At 71.8% G+C, this 14,980-nt stretch carries 14 protein-coding genes; 10 read left to right on the top strand and 4 right to left on the bottom strand.

All coding sequences use genetic code 11. The features are described 5' to 3' along the window. On the top strand, positions 1 to 411 hold a 411-nt coding region (locus GAK38_RS14610), incomplete at its 5' end, for an IS3 family transposase (RefSeq protein ID WP_325343662.1). Positions 412 to 611: 200 nt separating this feature from the next. Here the strand turns inward: GAK38_RS14610 and GAK38_RS14605 are convergent. Both GAK38_RS14605 and GAK38_RS14600 read right to left on the bottom strand, forming a co-directional pair. Further along, the gene (locus GAK38_RS14605) at positions 612 to 2,762 is read right to left on the bottom strand and encodes an FUSC family protein (RefSeq protein WP_325345313.1); all 2,151 of its coding nucleotides are present in this window, start codon (positions 2,760 to 2,762) and stop codon (positions 612 to 614) included. 51 nt (positions 2,763 to 2,813) lie between these two features. Next, on the bottom strand, positions 2,814 to 3,848 hold the full coding sequence (locus GAK38_RS14600; protein ID WP_325345311.1) for an aldo/keto reductase: 1,035 nt from the start codon (positions 3,846 to 3,848) through the stop codon (positions 2,814 to 2,816). Between the two features lie 107 nt (positions 3,849 to 3,955). On the opposite strand from GAK38_RS14600, the gene GAK38_RS14595 reads away from it, so the two are divergent. Next, the gene (locus GAK38_RS14595; RefSeq protein WP_325345309.1) at positions 3,956 to 4,873 is read left to right on the top strand and encodes a LysR family transcriptional regulator; all 918 of its coding nucleotides are present in this window, start codon (positions 3,956 to 3,958) and stop codon (positions 4,871 to 4,873) included. A 109-nt stretch (positions 4,874 to 4,982) separates the two neighbouring features. Further along, positions 4,983 to 6,374, top strand: a complete 1,392-nt coding sequence (locus GAK38_RS14590; RefSeq protein WP_325345307.1) for a GntP family permease — start codon at positions 4,983 to 4,985, stop codon at positions 6,372 to 6,374. On the opposite strand, the gene GAK38_RS14585 is transcribed toward GAK38_RS14590, so the two are convergent. Both GAK38_RS14585 and GAK38_RS14580 read right to left on the bottom strand, forming a co-directional pair. After that, positions 6,371 to 7,684: a DUF1501 domain-containing protein gene (locus tag GAK38_RS14585; RefSeq protein ID WP_325345305.1), complete on the bottom strand. Its 1,314-nt coding sequence runs from the start codon at positions 7,682 to 7,684 to the stop codon at positions 6,371 to 6,373. The genes GAK38_RS14590 and GAK38_RS14585 overlap by 4 nt on opposite strands. A 187-nt stretch (positions 7,685 to 7,871) precedes the next feature. Continuing rightward, complete coding sequence (locus GAK38_RS14580) at positions 7,872 to 9,497, bottom strand: DUF1800 domain-containing protein (protein WP_325345303.1); 1,626 nt, start codon at positions 9,495 to 9,497, stop codon at positions 7,872 to 7,874. 160 nt (positions 9,498 to 9,657) lie between these two features. On the opposite strand from GAK38_RS14580, the gene GAK38_RS14575 reads away from it, so the two are divergent. The 7 genes from GAK38_RS14575 to GAK38_RS14545 all read left to right on the top strand — a co-directional run bounded on the left by GAK38_RS14575 (position 9,658) and on the right by GAK38_RS14545 (position 14,971). Then, entirely contained in the window at positions 9,658 to 10,461 is an 804-nt protein-coding gene (locus tag GAK38_RS14575) for an amino acid ABC transporter substrate-binding protein (protein WP_325345301.1), read from the top strand. Positions 10,462 to 10,534: 73 nt separating this feature from the next. Then, positions 10,535 to 11,188, top strand: a complete 654-nt coding sequence (locus GAK38_RS14570; protein ID WP_325345299.1) for an amino acid ABC transporter permease — start codon at positions 10,535 to 10,537, stop codon at positions 11,186 to 11,188. Continuing rightward, on the top strand, positions 11,169 to 11,966 hold the full coding sequence (locus GAK38_RS14565; RefSeq protein ID WP_325345297.1) for an amino acid ABC transporter ATP-binding protein: 798 nt from the start codon (positions 11,169 to 11,171) through the stop codon (positions 11,964 to 11,966). The genes GAK38_RS14570 and GAK38_RS14565 overlap by 20 nt, the downstream gene beginning before the upstream one ends. A 147-nt stretch (positions 11,967 to 12,113) precedes the next feature. Then, a complete protein-coding gene (locus GAK38_RS14560; RefSeq protein ID WP_325345295.1) occupies positions 12,114 to 12,920 on the top strand; it encodes an ABC transporter ATP-binding protein in 807 nt (268 codons plus the stop codon). Then, complete coding sequence (mlaE, locus tag GAK38_RS14555) at positions 12,920 to 13,702, top strand: lipid asymmetry maintenance ABC transporter permease subunit MlaE (protein ID WP_325345293.1); 783 nt, start codon at positions 12,920 to 12,922, stop codon at positions 13,700 to 13,702. The genes GAK38_RS14560 and mlaE overlap by 1 nt, the downstream gene beginning before the upstream one ends. A 19-nt stretch (positions 13,703 to 13,721) precedes the next feature. Then, on the top strand, positions 13,722 to 14,210 hold the full coding sequence (mlaD, locus tag GAK38_RS14550) for an outer membrane lipid asymmetry maintenance protein MlaD (RefSeq protein WP_325345291.1): 489 nt from the start codon (positions 13,722 to 13,724) through the stop codon (positions 14,208 to 14,210). An 11-nt stretch (positions 14,211 to 14,221) separates the two neighbouring features. Continuing rightward, positions 14,222 to 14,971: an MlaA family lipoprotein gene (locus tag GAK38_RS14545; protein WP_325345289.1), complete on the top strand. Its 750-nt coding sequence runs from the start codon at positions 14,222 to 14,224 to the stop codon at positions 14,969 to 14,971. The last annotated feature ends 9 nt before the right edge of the window (positions 14,972 to 14,980 follow it).

Raw genomic sequence — 14,980 nt, 5'->3', positions numbered from 1 at the left:
GACCTGTATTCGCGTAAGGTTGTGGGCTGGTCGATGTCTGAGCGCATGACGGCTACGCTGGTTTGCGACGCGCTGCGCATGGCGCTGTTTGCTCGCAATCGGCCTCGGGGAGTGATCGTGCATACTGGCCGTGGTAGCCAATACTGCTCGCGCGAGCACCGCGCCCTGTTGGAGCAATACGCTTTGATCGCCAGCATGAGTGCCAGAGGCAACTGCTACGACAACGCAGCAATGGAGAGTTGGAACCACAGTCTGAAGGTCGAGGCCATCCATGGTGAACACCTCGCCACACGGGAGCAGGCCAAGGCTCATGTGTTTGACTACATTGAGGTTGACTACAATCGGATCCGGCTGCACTCGACCCTGGGCTACCTCAGCCCAGAGCAGTACGAGCTGGCCAATGTCGCTTAGATAGGTGTCCGTAAATCAGGGGCAAGATCAGGGAGGTGGACATGGAAAAAGGCGGCGGGCCGGCGAAAAAAGAAGACCCATCGGTCAAGCGCTGCGCGCTCGCCCGGTCCCCCGAGGGGACGCTTTTTGTCTCGGGCGGCCCGGCGACAAAAAAGGGCCGCAATCATAGCGGCCCCGCGTGTCCCCCGTGTCCCGCGCTCTCAGCGCCGGTGGTGGATGGCGGCCGAGGCGGACTGCGCCACCCGCGCGGCTTCGCGCACCGCCAGCTGGCGATGCAGCCAGGGCGTGGGCGACTGCGCGGCCGGGTGCGGCGGCAGCGGGATCGCCGCGGCTGGCGTGTCGTCGTTCTGGACCAGCCGCCGCGGCGGCGGCGACAGCAGCGCCTGGAGCCGGCCGGCCGCATCGGCCAGCAGCGCGTCGGTGGCCTCGCCGTCGGCGTCGAGCACCTCGGCATGGCGCGCCAGCAGGCTGCGCACGGCGGCCAGGTGGGCCAGCAGGGCCTGGCTGTGCAGCAGCAGGCCCGCGAGCGTGTAGGCCGGCAGGCGCACGCGCGCGGGCTCGGCCCGGGTGCGCTGGGCGGCGGCGGCCAGGCTGTTGAGCGCGTCGTAGACCTCGCGGCGGGCCAGCCGCAGCGGCACGTCGCTTCCGGTCCCGGGGCGCTGCACCACCAGCGCGGCCAGCTCGCCCAGCGCGCGCCGCAGGCGGCCCACTACGCGCACCAGGCCGTGCCGCTCCCACGACGGCAGCACGTAGCTGAAGCCCCAGGCCAGCGCCGCGCCCAGGAGGGTGTCGGCCAGCCGCTCGGACACCGAGAAGCCGTGCTCCGGCGCCGCCAGGTGGGCCTGCAGCAGCGCCATCAGCGTGGCGGCGATGGAGGTGACGAGGTAGCGCCGCACGGCGAACGCATGCGCCGTGCCGACCGCGGCGAGGAACACCACCGTCGTGACGAGCGGCGTGTGCACCTGCGCCAGCAGCAACACCAGGGCGCAGCCGATCAGCGTGCCGGCGATGCGCGCGTTGCGCCGCGCCAGGGTCTGCTCCAGCGTGCCGCGCAGCACCACGGCCACGCTCAGCACCAGCCACTGCGGGTGCGCGGCCCAGGGCAGGGCCAGCGCGATGAAGTAGGCCGCGCCCAGCGCCACGGCGGCGCGCAGCGCATGCCGCAGGATCGGCGAGCGCAGCGTCGTGTGCCGCTTCAGCGCGGCCAACGGCCAGCCTTCGACCGAGACGAACGCCTGCAGCTGCGCGCGGTCCAGCTGCACCGTGGCCGGGCCGCCCTGCATCAGCGCCTGCATGCGGGCCAGGTCGTCGCGCATGTGGCGCGAGCGCTCCAGCACCAGGCTGACGAGCACGGCCCGGGCGTCGCCCTCGGCGAAGCGGGCAGCGGCCTCGGCCAGCGCCTGCACCGGATCGGCGCCGCCGGGGCGCGGGGGCTCCCAGGGCTGGGCGTAGCGCAGCGCGTGGTACATGCGGCGGAACACGTCGGCGGTCTGCGCGAGCTGCGCGGCCATGGCCTCGCGCACCCGCATGCCGGCGGCGTCGTAGCCGACCAGCTCGCGGTCCAGCTCGCTGACCAGCAGGGTCTCGCGCAGGTCGATCGCCAGCAGCAGCAGCAGGGCGGTCTGGCGCCGGGCGGCAGGGCTGTCGGGCGCGGCGAAGAGCAGGTCGCGCGCGACCTGGAGCTTCTCGTCGAAGTCCGCGGTCTCCTGGATCCAGTCCTGCAGCGGGCTGGCGGCGCCGGCCGAACGGGGCTCGCGCACCACCAGCGCCGCGCGCGTGCGCAGCAGCCGGGCCACGGCCTGCAGCACCGAGGCCAGCGCCAAACTGCGGTAGCGCCGCTGCATCAGCGTGGAGGCCGCCAGCGCCCAGAGCACGTAGAGCACCGCGCCCACCGCCGTCCAGCCCACACGCTCCAGCAGCGGCGCCAGGCCGTGCAGCGGCGGCGCGGCCATCGCGAAGATGAAGGCCAGGATGCCGACGAAGGACACCGGCCCGGCGCGCTGCCCCCAGGCCAGCGCCATGGCGGACAGAAAGGCGATCACCACGACGGCCGCGCCCAGCGCCAGCGGCCAGGGCCGCAGCGCATCGACGCCGAAGCTGACGGTGCAGGCCACCAGCGCCGCCGTCACCAGCCGCAGCCGGGCGCGGGCCTGCGGATTGGGCAGGTCCGCCAGGCTGGTGCAGACGGCGCCGCTGGCGGCCAGCAGCGCCGCGCCCGGGCCGCCCAGCAGGCTGGTGACGCCCTGGATCACCGCCACGCCGAGCGTGACGCCGATGCCGTTGATGGCATAGGCCGGCAGGCCGAGGCTGCGTCGACGCAGCCAGGAGCGGATGGGATACGGCGCAGGCATGGCGCCGAATCATACGGTCGCCTTCGGCCTGCGCTTGTCGGCATGTGCCGCCTAGACGAGCGGCGGCGAAAGCCGCGCGAAACCCTCCTGGCGCCGATAGGGGAAGTACGGATAGGCGGCGGCCACCGCGCTTGCCGCGTCGAGACGCGCGACCTGTGCCGCGGTCAGGGCCCAGCCCACCGCGCCCAGGTTGTCGCGCAGCTGCGTCTCGTTGCGCGCGCCGATGATGACCGAGGCCACGGTGGGCCGCCGCAGCAGCCAGTTGAGCGCGACCTGGGGCACGGTCCGGCCGGTCTCCCCGGCCACGGCGTCGAGCGCGTCGACCACGCCGTAGAGGTGCTCGTCGTCCACCGGCGGGCCGAAAGCGGCGGTCTCATGCAGGCGGCTGCCGGGCGGCGGCGGCGAGCCGCGGCGGATCCTGCCGGTCAGCCGGCCCCAGCCCAGCGGGCTCCAGACCAGCGCGGCCACGCCCTGGTCGTGGCCCAGCGGCATCAGCTCCCATTCGTAGTCGCGGCCGACCAGCGAGTAGTAGACCTGCTGCGCCACGTAGCGCGGCCAGCCGTGCCGGTCGGCCGTGGCCAGCGATTTCATGAGCTGCCAGCCGGCGAAGTTGGAGACGCCCACGTAGCGCACCTTGCCTGCGCGCACCAGCGTGTCGAGCGTGGCCAGCACTTCCTCCACCGGCGTGCCGGCGTCGAAGGCATGGAGCTGCAGCAGGTCGATCCAGTCGGTGCCCAGGCGGCGCAGCGCGTCGTCCACCGCGCGCAGCAGGCGGGCGCGGCCGGTGCCGGCGTCGTGGGGGCCGTCGCCTACCGGCAGGCCGGTCTTGGTGGAGACCAGCACGCGGTCGCGCCGGCCGCGGATGGCCGCGCCCAGCACCTTCTCGGACGCGCCCTGCGAGTACACGTCGGCCGTGTCGAACAGCGTCACGCCGGCGTCGAGGCAGATGTCCACCAGCCGGCGCGCCTCCTGCGCGTCCGACTGGCCCCAGTGGCTGAAGAGCGGCCCGCTGCCGCCGAAGGTGCCGGCGCCGAAGCTCAGCGCCGGCACCTGCAGGCCGCTGTGGCCGAGGCGTCGGTATTCCATGTGGTTGTTCCTTTCCAGTCGATGCAATGCCCCCGAGGGTAGGGTGGGGCGCCGCGGCGCACTAGAGTGCCGGGCGGAACAACATCTGTGAGCGCAATTCACTCCCCATGGCACGCAGCAGCAGCGAGATCAACCGGTCGGGCGAGATGGAGGTCTTCGCCCGCGTCGCGGCGCTGGGCGGCTTCTCGCCGGCCGCGCGCAGCCTGGGCATGACGCCCTCGGCCGTGAGCAAGCTGGTCGGCCGGCTGGAGGCGCGGCTCGGCGCGCGGCTGCTGAATCGCTCGACGCGCCAGCTGCTGTTGACGGCCGAGGGCCAGGCCTTCCACGAACGGGCCGTGCGCATCCTGGCCGACATCGCCGAGGCCGAGCGCACGGCCGCCGGTGGCGGCGCGCCGGCCGGGCACATCCGCTTCAACACCAGCGCCTCGTACATGGCACATGTGCTGGCGCCGCTGCTGCCGGCGTTCTTCGATGACCATCCCTGCATCACGCTGGACATCGTGCAGACCGACGCGGTGATCGACCTGCTGGCCGAGCGCACCGACGTGGTCGTGCGCGCCGGCCCGCTGCGCAGCTCCACCCTGGTGGCGCGCGGCCTGGGCGACACGGCCTTCACGGTGGTGGCCGCGCCGGCCTACCTGGAGCGCTTCGGCACGCCGCGCACGCCGGCCGACCTGGACGGCCACCGCCGCCTGGGCCTGGCCTATGCGCGCAGCGGCAGCGAAGGCTGGCCGTTCCGCGACGCCTCGGGCGCCACGGTGGCGCTGCCGGTCAACGGCCCGGCGCATGCCGGCGATGGCGAAGGGCTGCGCCGCCTCGCGCTGGCCGGCCTGGGGCTCGTGCGGCTGGCCGCGTTCACCGTGCGCAGGGACATCGCCGCCGGCCGGCTGGTGCCGGTGCTCGACGCCTTCAACGCGGGCGATCGCGAGAGCTTTCACGCGGTGCACGTCGGGCAGGGCGGGCCGCTGCCGTCGCGGGTGCGGGCGCTGCTTGACTTCCTGGCCGAGCACGGCCGGGTGGCCTGAGCGCCTGAATATCCCGCCGCCGGCCTGCCCGGCCGGACTCTCCTACCATGGAGCCCGGCCGGGCGCTGGATCGTCGGCGGCCGGTATCCCACAACGACACACCGCATCCATGAATTCAACCGATATCCAGCTGCTGGTGATCGCGCTGCTCAGCGTGCTCGGACTGGTCGGGCTGATCGTCTCCCGGCTCCGGCTGCATCCCTTGCTGGCGCTGCTGGCGGTGTCGCTGGCGGCGGGCCTGGCCACCGGCATGCCGCTGGACCGCCTGCTGCATTCCGTCTCGGGCGGCGTCGGCAAGACGCTCGGCGCGGTCGGGCTGGTGGTCGCCCTGGGTGCGATGCTCGGCAAGCTGCTGGCGGATTCCGGCGTGACCGACAGCGTGGCCGACGCCATCGTGAGCCGCGCATCCGGCAGGGCGCTGCCCTGGGCCATGACCGGCGTGGCCTTCATCATCGGCATTCCGATGTTCTTCGAGGTGGGGCTGGTCGTGCTGCTGCCGCTGATCTTCGGCGTCGCGCGCAAGCTGGAGGCCGAGAAGTCCGGCGCCGGCTCGCCCTACGTGTACGTGGGCGTGCCGGTCATCGCCGCGCTGGCGGCCATGCACGGCATGGTGCCGCCGCACCCCGGACCGCTCACGGCCATCGCCACGCTCAAGACTAGCGTCGGCGCGACCATGCTCTACGGCTTCATCGCCGCGGTGCCGGCCATCGTGCTGGCCGGGCCGATCTATGGCGCGTTCATCGCGCCGCGGCTGAGGGTACGGCCGGACGACGCGCTGATCGCCCAGTACGCGCCGCAGGCGGACGCCACCGCTGCGCCGGCCCGCCGCAAGGCGCCGCCCGGCATCGGCCTGGGGCTGCTCGCGGCGCTGCTGCCGGCCCTGCTGATGCTGTTCCATGCGGTCTCCGAGGTCGTGCTGGCCAAGGGGTCGGCCGTGCTGCATGCGGCCGCCTTCGTCGGCGATCCGATCATCGCCATGCTGCTGGGCGTGGTGTTCGCGATCGCCGTGCTGCGGCCGGGCGTGCCCGAGGCGGTGCGCCAATCGCTGAGCCAGAGCGTCAGGCCCGTGGCCAACGTGCTGCTCATCATCGCCGGCGGCGGCGCGTTCCAGCAGGTGCTGACCGATGCGCACGTCGGCGACGCCATCGTGCACATGAGCCGCCAGCTGGCGCTGTCGCCGCTGCTGCTGGGCTGGCTGATCTCGATGCTGCTGTCGGTGTCCACCGGCTCGGCGACGGTCGGCATCGTGGGCGCGGCGGGGCTGCTGGCGCCGCTGGCCGCCTCGGGCACGGCGGTGAACCAGCCGCTGCTGGCGCTGTCCATCGGCTGCGGATCGCTGTTCTTCAACTATGCCAACCATGCCGGCTTCTGGCTGGTGAAGGAATCGTTCGGCATGGACATGGGCGAGGCGACCAAGACCATCTCGGTGGTCCAGTCCATCGTCGCGCTCGTGGGCCTGGCGATGGTGCTGCTGCTGGACCTGCTGCCGCCGCTGGCCTAGACCAGTCCGATATCCCGCGGCGCCACGTCCGGGAACACCTGCGCCAGCCGGGCGCGGTCCAGCCCGTAGATGCGCTGGAACACGCCGCCGAGCACCGCGCGGTATTCGTTCTTCACCGGCCAGTCGCGGTTCTGGTTCAGCGTGGCGGGGCCGACGGCCACCTGCTCGCCCGCGAGCCGGCCGCCGCGCACCGCGCCGCCGGCGACCCAGTAGACGCTGCCGTGGCCGTGGTCGGTGCCGCGGGTGCCGTTCTCGCGGAAGGTGCGGCCGAACTCCGAGACGACGACCACGACGGTGCGGTCCCACGCGGGGCCCATCTCCTGCGCGAAGCCGGCGAGGCCGCGGCCCAGGTTGTCGAGCAGGCTGGCCAGCTGGCCCTGCGCGCCGCCCTGGTTGACGTGGGTGTCCCAGCCGCCCACGTCGATGAAGCCGAGGTTGTAGCGCTCCTTCAGCAGGCCGGCCATGCGCCGCGCCTCCAGCTCGAAGCCGCGCGCGGAGATCGCCTGGCGGCTCGCGGCCTCCATTTCCTGGCGGCGCGTCGCTGCGTCGGGTGCCATGCCGGCGGCCTGGGCGGACGCCTGCTTCTGCTGCGCCGCGGCCTGCTCGGCCACGGTGCGGCGCAGCTCGAAGCCCTCGGCGATCAGCGGGGCGTAGCGCGTGCCCTGGTACATCTGCGCGAGCAGGCCGGTCTGGCGCGCATCGAACGGCGCGCGGGCCGTGCCCTTGAGCGAGACGTTGGGCACGTTGACCGGCCCGGCGAACGCGGCCGGCACGCCGTCGGTGAAGGCCACGGGCTGGCCCCGGGCATCGAGCACGCGCGCGAGCCGGTTCAGGAAGCCGCTGCCGCGCAGCGCCGCCGGCGGGCCGCTGCCTTCGCCCGGCAGCGGCAGGCCGGCCTCGACGCTGTCCTGCGTCTCGAAATGGCTGCGCGAGAGGTCGTCGGTGCCGGCGAACGGGATGAAGGCCAGCTGGCGCGCCTGCCACAGCGGCAGCACGCTGGGGCCGAGCGCCGGGTGCAGGCCCCAGCCATCGGCGCCGTGCAGCGCCAGGACGGCCTGCGGGTTTTCCGGCGCGCCGGCCGCGGGCGGCCGGGCGATGGCGATCGTGGGGCGCGACTCGTAATAGAAGTCGCTGCCCGTGGGCACGAGCACGTTGGTCGCATCGTAGGCACCGCGCAGGAAGACGAGCAAAAAGCGCGCGTCGCCCGCGCCCGGGGCGATCTGGGCCTGGGCGAAGACGCTCGGCGCGGTCGCGGCGAAGGCGCCCGCGGCTGCGAGTTGCAGCCATTGGCGGCGGTCGAGTAAGGTCATATCAGCACTCCAGGTGTTGCATCATGAAAGCGCGGCGTTAAAACTGGCGCGGCCCAGGCCGGCAGACGCCCGCGCAAGGGCCGCCCCGCCGCGCTGGCGTCGCCCCCTTCCGGCAAGCGAAGCGCAGCCAGAGACGAGGGAAGCGGCAAAGCCGCTCGGGGGGGAGGTCCTTCATTCACTCCTTCATTCATTCGGGGGACGACAGCAGGACGGTGTTCCACTCGCCCTGGCTCGCCGCCTTCGCCAGCGCGTCGCGCGTGGCGGCGCCCAGCGTCGGCTCGATCTGGTCGTAGTAGAAGCGGTTGGCGATCTGCGGAAAGCCCGTCTGCGCGGCGGGCTTGCCGTCGTCGCCGTTGAACAGGCCGCCGCCGCCGTTGCCGATGGCGCGCGCGATCTCGAAGCGCTTGACCATCTGGCCCGAGCTGGCCCAGGCGCCCTCGGCGAGCGGATAGCCGTCGGGCGAGACGCGGCCATAGAGCGGCTCGCCGAGCTGCTGCAGCCAGTTGGCGACCGGCCGCAGGTTGGCGACGGGCCGCTCGCCATAGGCCAGCCGCAGCGACGAGACGACGTAGCGCATCGGGTCCTTCAGCCGCCCGGCCTCGGGCGTGGCCAGCGCCGCATCGAACTCGGGCGCGAGGAACAGCGTGCGCAGCACGGCGGCGATGTCGCCGCCGCTGCGCTGGAAGGTCTGCGCCATGCGGTCCACCAGCGCGGGCGGCGGCGTGTCGGCCACGAAGTAGACCGCCAGCTTGTGCGCGATGAAGCGCGCACAGGCCGGATCGCGCACGAGGATGTCCACCGCCTGCTGCACCTCGCCGAAGCCGCTGCCCTCGATGCGGTGGCCGAGGAAGGTCTTGGCGCCGAAGTCGTGGCGCGCGGGGTTGAACTCGAACAGGCCGTCGCGCCGGTAGAGCGCCGCGCGCGCGGGCGGCAGCTTCGGCGGCTGGCCGCTCGCGTTGAGGCCCACGCCGGTCAGGATGCGGGCGAGTTCCTGCACGTCCTGCTGCGTGTAGCGCGAGCCGCTCGGGCCGCCCGAGACGCCCAGCGTGTGCAGCTCCATCAGCTCGCGCGCGTAATTCTCGTTGACCCTGCCGGCCGCGCTCTGCGCGTTGTCGAGGAATTCGAGCATGGCCGGCGCGGTCAGCGTGGCCAGCACGAGGTCGCGAAAAGCGCCGAACGCATGTGGGCGCACGGCGCGTTCCTCGTAGTCGGCCAGCGTCCAGCGTACGTTGGCCTTGCCGCTGTAGACGCTGAAATGGTTCATCCAGAACCAGGTCATGCGCTCGCGCAGCGGGTCGGTGGAATACAGGGCGCGCAGCAGGTGGCGGCGCTGCGCCTGCACGATGGCGTCGTTGCCGGCGCGGTTGTAGGCGTCGCGCGCCTGGCGCTGGGCCTCGGGGTCGGCCTTCAGGTCGTTGTTGATGTGCTGCTGCTCGGCGCGCGCGGCGCGCCAGCGCTGTTCGGCGCTCTGGTCCAGGCCGGGCAGGGCGGCGATCTGGCGGGCCAGCGCCGGCGGGTCGGCCGGCGGCGCCTTCAGCTGGGCATCGAGGAACGCCGCGCGCCCGACGCTCGCGAGCTGCGCCGCCGCGCCCGGGTCGGCGCCGTAGCCGGTGCGGTCCAGCCAGGCGATATCCGTGGTGGGGAGTATGGTGCCAGGGCGCCCGGTTGATGTGCGCTGCAGGGAGGTGGATGGAGGAGTATGCGTGCACGCCGCCAAGCCGAGCAGCAGCGCGGCCAGCGCGCCGCGCCAGGGCAGGGCGTGCCGCGGCACGGTGCGGGGCCGGCGGGCGGCCCGGTTCGGATCGACGTCCATGGCTTATGGATGGGCCGGCGCCCGCGGAGTTCGGCAGCACATGTGACGAAGGGGCAGCAAATGTACGCCGCCGGCCGGGCTGCGCGACAATAGCGGGTTTGGCCGCCGCGCCGCGCTGCGCGTCGCCCGTCTTCCTGCTCTTCCCGCACCCGCCTACGCCATGAACCGCAGAACCCTTACCGCCGCCCTCGCCGCCGCTTCCCTGGCCGCCCTGCTCGCCGCCTGCGGCAGGCAGGAGCCCGCACCGCAGGCCGCCGCCGAAGCCCCGCCGGCGCCGCTGAAGATCGTCGTCGGCCTCGACGACAACTTCCCGCCGATGGGCTTCCGCGACGCGAAGAACGAGATCGTCGGCTTCGACATCGACTTGGCCCGCGAGGCCGCCAGGCGCCTGGGCGCCGAAGTGGAGTTCAAGGCCATCGACTGGAGCGCCAAGGAGGCCGAACTCGCCGGCAAGCGCGTGGACGCGCTGTGGAACGGCCTGACCATCACCGAGGAGCGCAAGGCCAACATCGCCTTCACCGCGCCCTACATGGAGAACCACCAGATCATCGTGGTGGCCGCCGCCTCGCCGATCCAGTCCAAGGCCGACCTGGCCGGCAAGACCGTCGGCGCGCAGGACGGCAGCAGCGCGGTCGACGCGATCAAGAAGGACGCGGCCACGGCCCAGAGCTTCAAGGAACTCAAGACCTTCGGCGACAACATCACCGCGCTGCTCGACCTGTCGGCCGGCCGCCTCGACGCGGTGGTGGTCGACGAGGTCGTCGGCCGCTACCACGTGGCGAGGAAGGCCGGCGAGTACCGCGTGCTCGACGACAACTTCGGCACCGAGGAATACGGTGTGGGCGTGCGCAAGGACGACACGGTGCTGCTCGGCCGCCTCGACCAGGCGCTGGCCGACCTGAAGAAGGACGGCACGGCCGCCAAGATCGCCAACCAGTGGTTCGGCAAGGACATTGTGAAATAACAACGGCTGACTGGCAGGGTATGGGGCTGCAACCCGTGATCATCGCTGGCTACAGGCTGTAACCCTCCTGGGTATGGATTACGTCCTCTCTCTTCTCGGGCCGCTCGCGCAGGGCGCGACGGTCACGCTCAAGCTCTTCGTCATCACGCTGGCGCTGGCGGTGCCGCTCGGGCTGGTGCTGGCGCTGGCGCGCACGTCGCGCATCCGCACGCTGAGCCTGGCGGTCAACGGCTACATCTGGCTCATGCGCGGCACGCCGCTGATGCTGCAGATGCTGTTCATCTACTTCGCGCTGCCGTTCGTGCCGGTCGTGGGCGTGCGGCTGCCGGACTTTCCGGCCGCAGTCGTGGCCTTCGCGCTGAACTACGCGGCCTACTTCGCCGAGATCTTCCGCGCCGGCATCCAGTCGATCGACCGCGGCCAGTACGAGGCTGCCCGGGTGCTCGGCCTGACCTATGGCCAGACCATGCGCCGCATCGTGCTGCCGCAGATGGTGCGCCGGATCCTGCCGCCGATGAGCAACGAGACGATCACGCTGGTCAAGGACACGTCGCTGATCTACGTGCTCGCGCTCAACGACCTGCTGCGCGCCGCGCGCGGCATCGTGCAGCGCGACTTCTCCACCACGCCGTTCGTGGTGGCCGCCGCCTTCTATCTCGCGATGACGCTGGTGCTCACCTGGGCTTTCCAGCGGCTGGAGAAACGCTATGCCAGGCACGACGAGTGAGGCCGCGGCGTCCGTGCCGATGATCGACGCGCGCGGCCTGCGCAAGCAGTTCGGCGCGGTGCCGGTGCTGCGCGGCGTGTCGCTGCAGCTCCAGCGCGGCGAGGTCGTGGCGGTGGTCGGCCCGTCGGGCTCGGGCAAGAGCACCTTTTTGCGCTGCCTGAACCACCTGGAGACGATCGACGCCGGCCACATCGCGATCGAGGGCGACGTGCTCGCCACCAGCGGCGGCGGTGCCGACGGCCGCGCCGTCTACGCGCCCGACGCGAAGGTGCGCCGCATCTGTCGGCGCATGGGCATGGTGTTCCAGCACTTCAACCTGTTCCCGCACCTCACGGTGCTGGGCAACGTGATCGAGGCGCCGATCCTGGTGCGCGGCCTCAGGCGCGAGGAGGCCGTGGCCCGCGCCGAGGCGCTGCTCGGCAAGGTCGGCCTGCTGGCCAAGAAGGACAGCTACCCGGCGCGCCTGTCCGGCGGCCAGAAGCAGCGCGTGGCCATCGCCCGGGCGCTGGCGATGGAGCCGGACATCATGCTGTTCGACGAGCCGACCTCGGCGCTCGACCCGGAACTCACCGGCGAGGTGCTGCGCACCATGCGCGCGCTGGCCGAGGAGCACATGACCATGCTGGTCGTCACCCACGAGATGGGCTTCGCCCGCGAGGTGGCGCACCGCGTGGTGTTCATGGACCAGGGCGAAATCCTCGAGGTCGCGCCGGCCGCCGCATTCTTCGCCGATCCGCAGCACCCGCGCGCCCGCGCCTTCCTGCGCACGCTGCTGTAGCGGCCCCGGCGCACGGCCTATGCCCCCATTTACCTTCATCAGTGTATGTATGAGTTACCATCGCGTGCCCTTGGGTGGTGGTTCTCCTCTTTTCCTGCACACCATCCCAGCCTCCTTCCGTTCTTCGCCCTTCCTTTTCCTGACTGCATGTCCCAGCAGCCTTTCCTCGCGGAACTGCGCAACGTTTCCTTCGGCTATGGCGACCGCCTGGTGCTGCGCGATGTGTCGCTCGCCGTGCCGCGCGGCAAGGTCACGGCGCTCATGGGCGCCTCCGGCGGCGGCAAGACCACGGTGCTGCGCCTGATCGGCGGCCAGCAGCACGCCCGGCAGGGCCAGGTGCTGTTCGACGGCCGGGACGTGGGCGCATTCGACGCGCACGGGCTCTACGCGGCGCGCCGGCGCATGGGCATGCTGTTCCAGTTCGGGGCGCTGTTCACCGACCGCTCCGTGTTCGACAACGTGGCCTTCCCGCTGCGCGAGCACACCGACCTGCCCGAGGCGCTGATCCGCGACGTGGTGCTGATGAAGCTCGGCGCCGTCGGCCTGCGCGGCGCGCGCGACCTGATGCCCAGCGAAGTCTCCGGCGGCATGGCCCGCCGCGTCGCCCTGGCCCGCGCCATCGCGCTCGACCCCGAACTCGTGATGTACGACGAACCCTTCGCCGGGCTGGACCCGATCTCGCTGGGCACGACGGCGCGGCTGATCCGCGAACTCGGCGAGGCCATGGGGCTCACCAGCCTGATCGTGTCGCACGACCTCGACGAGACCTTCCGCATCGCCGACCACGTGGTCGTGCTGGCCAACGGCGGCATCGCCGCCCAGGGAACGCCGGCGGAGGTGCGCGGGAGCACCGACCCGCTGGTCCACCAGTTCGTCAACGCGCTGCCCGAGGGACCGGTGCATTTCCACTATCCGGCGCCCGACGCGGCGCAGGACTTCAGCACGTTCCACTGATGGCCTGGTATCAACCCGCCGACGTCGGCTTCGCCGTCCGCTCCCAGCTCGCCGGCATCGGCGCGGCCGCGCGGCTGTTCGGGCGCCTGGTGGCGCTCACCGGCCCGGCGCTGCGGCGCTTCGGCCTGGTGCGCGACCAGATCCACTTCCTCGGCAACTATTCGCTGGCGATCATCGGCGTCTCGGGCCTGTTCGTCGGCTTCGTGCTCGGTCTGCAGCTCTACTACATCCTGATGCGCTTCGGGTCGGCCGACACGCTGGGGCTCGTCGTCACGCTCGCGCTCACGCGCGAACTGGGGCCGGTGATCGCCGCGCTGCTGTTCGCCGGCCGCGCCGGCACCTCGCTGACGGCCGAGATCGGCCTCATGAAGGCCGGCGAGCAGCTCTCCGCGATGGAGATGATGGCCGTCGATCCGGTGCAGCGCATCCTCGCGCCGCGCTTCTGGGGCGGCGTGATCGCGCTGCCGCTGCTGTCGTCGGTGTTCAACGTGCTCGGCATCCTGGGCGCCTGGGTCGTCGGCGTGGCCATGCTCCGCCTGGATGCGGGCGCCTTCTGGGGCCAGATGCAGACCGGCGTGGATGTCTGGACCGACGTCGGCAACGGCGTGCTCAAGAGCCTTGTCTTCGGCGTGACCGTCACGTTCGTCGCGCTGCACCAGGGCTACACGGCCCAGGCCACGCCCGAGGGCGTGTCGCGCGCGACCACGCGCACGGTGGTGGTCGCATCGCTGGCCGTGCTCGGCCTCGATTTCATCCTCACGGCGCTGATGTTCAGCGTCTGAAAGAGATAAGGATTCTTCGATGCAACGTTCCAAGAACGACGTCTGGGTGGGCCTGTTCGTGCTGATCGGCGCGGCGGCCGTCCTGTTCCTCGCGCTGCAGTCGGCCAACCTGCTGTCGCTGAGCTTCGCCCAGCGCTACCGCGTCACGGCCAAGTTCGACAACATCGGCGGCCTGAAGCCGCAGGCGGCGGTCAAGAGTGCCGGCGTCGTGGTCGGCCGGGTCGACGGCATCGCTTTCGACGACAAGAGTTTCCAGGCCAGCGTGACGCTGGCGCTCGACCAGCGCTTCGCCTTCCCCAAGGACAGCTCGGTCAAGATCCTCACCAGCGGCCTGCTCGGCGAGCAGTACGTGGGCATCGAGGCCGGGGCCGACGACAAGAACCTGGTGGCCGGCGATACCATCGCATCCACGCAGTCGGCCGTCGTGCTGGAAAACCTGATCGGCCAGTTCCTCTACGGCAAGGCCTCTGGCGACGGCGGCGACACCAAGACGGGCAATAACAAATGACGACGAAACCCATGCTCCTCCTCCTCGCGCGCAGCGCCGCCGCCGTGGCCGCGCTCGCCCTGGTGGCCGGCTGCGCCACGGCGCCCGGCGGCGATCCGCGCGACCCGTTCGAGCCCTTCAACCGCGACGTGACCCGCTTCAACGACGCCGTCGACAACGCGGTGCTCAGGCCGGTGGCCATCGGCTACCAGAACATCACGCCGCAGTTCGTGCGCACCGGCGTCAACAACTTCTTCGGCAACCTGCGCGACGTCTGGTCGCTGGTCAACAACGTGCTGCAGCTCAGGGTCCAGGCCTCGGGCGAGACGCTGATCCGCATCGGCACCAACACGCTGTTCGGCCTGGGCGGCCTGGTCGACATCGCCAGCGAACTGGAGATCGACCGCCACAAGACCGACTTCGGCCTCACCCTCGGCCGCTACGGCGTGCCCACCGGCCCGTACCTGGTGCTGCCGCTGCTGGGCCCGTCCACCGTGCGCGACACCGCGGCGCTGCCGGTGGAGTGGAAGGGCGACGTGCTCAGCTACGTCCACGACGTTCCGGTGCGCAACTCGCTCTATGTGCTGCGCCTGGTCGACACCCGCGCCGGCCTGCTGCGCGCCGGCTCGGTGCTGGAGCAGGCCGCGCTCGACAAGTATTCGTTCACCCGCGACGCCTACCTGCAGCTGCGCAACGCCAGCGCGCAGAAGGCCGACGACGGTTCGCTCGATGACGATCCGGCGGGCGCCGACGCGGCGCCGGCCGCGGGCGCCAGGCCCTGACCGCGATGG

The organism is Xylophilus sp. (assembly GCA_009914555.1).
Taxonomy (GTDB): Bacteria; Pseudomonadota; Gammaproteobacteria; order Burkholderiales; family Burkholderiaceae_C; genus WNDY01.
This window is presented reverse-complemented; position numbering and strand designations above follow the sequence as displayed.

Bases quoted from the DNA above. Each gene is read 5' to 3' on its own strand.
- GAK38_RS14595 (WP_325345309.1), top strand. From the start codon at position 3,956: ATGGCACGCAGCAGCAGCGAGATCAACCGGTCGGGCGAGATGGAGGTC.
- GAK38_RS14580 (WP_325345303.1), bottom strand. From the start codon at position 9,497: ATGGACGTCGATCCGAACCGGGCCGCCCGCCGGCCCCGCACCGTGCCG.
- GAK38_RS14565 (WP_325345297.1), top strand. From the start codon at position 11,169: ATGCCAGGCACGACGAGTGAGGCCGCGGCGTCCGTGCCGATGATCGAC.
- GAK38_RS14545 (WP_325345289.1), top strand. From the start codon at position 14,222: ATGCTCCTCCTCCTCGCGCGCAGCGCCGCCGCCGTGGCCGCGCTCGCC.
- GAK38_RS14575 (WP_325345301.1), top strand. From the start codon at position 9,658: ATGAACCGCAGAACCCTTACCGCCGCCCTCGCCGCCGCTTCCCTGGCC.
- GAK38_RS14600 (WP_325345311.1), bottom strand. From the start codon at position 3,848: ATGGAATACCGACGCCTCGGCCACAGCGGCCTGCAGGTGCCGGCGCTG.
- GAK38_RS14585 (WP_325345305.1), bottom strand. From the start codon at position 7,684: ATGACCTTACTCGACCGCCGCCAATGGCTGCAACTCGCAGCCGCGGGC.
- GAK38_RS14560 (WP_325345295.1), top strand. From the start codon at position 12,114: ATGTCCCAGCAGCCTTTCCTCGCGGAACTGCGCAACGTTTCCTTCGGC.
- mlaD (WP_325345291.1), top strand. From the start codon at position 13,722: ATGCAACGTTCCAAGAACGACGTCTGGGTGGGCCTGTTCGTGCTGATC.
- GAK38_RS14605 (WP_325345313.1), bottom strand. From the start codon at position 2,762: ATGCCTGCGCCGTATCCCATCCGCTCCTGGCTGCGTCGACGCAGCCTC.
- mlaE (WP_325345293.1), top strand. From the start codon at position 12,920: ATGGCCTGGTATCAACCCGCCGACGTCGGCTTCGCCGTCCGCTCCCAG.
- GAK38_RS14590 (WP_325345307.1), top strand. From the start codon at position 4,983: ATGAATTCAACCGATATCCAGCTGCTGGTGATCGCGCTGCTCAGCGTG.
- GAK38_RS14570 (WP_325345299.1), top strand. From the start codon at position 10,535: ATGGATTACGTCCTCTCTCTTCTCGGGCCGCTCGCGCAGGGCGCGACG.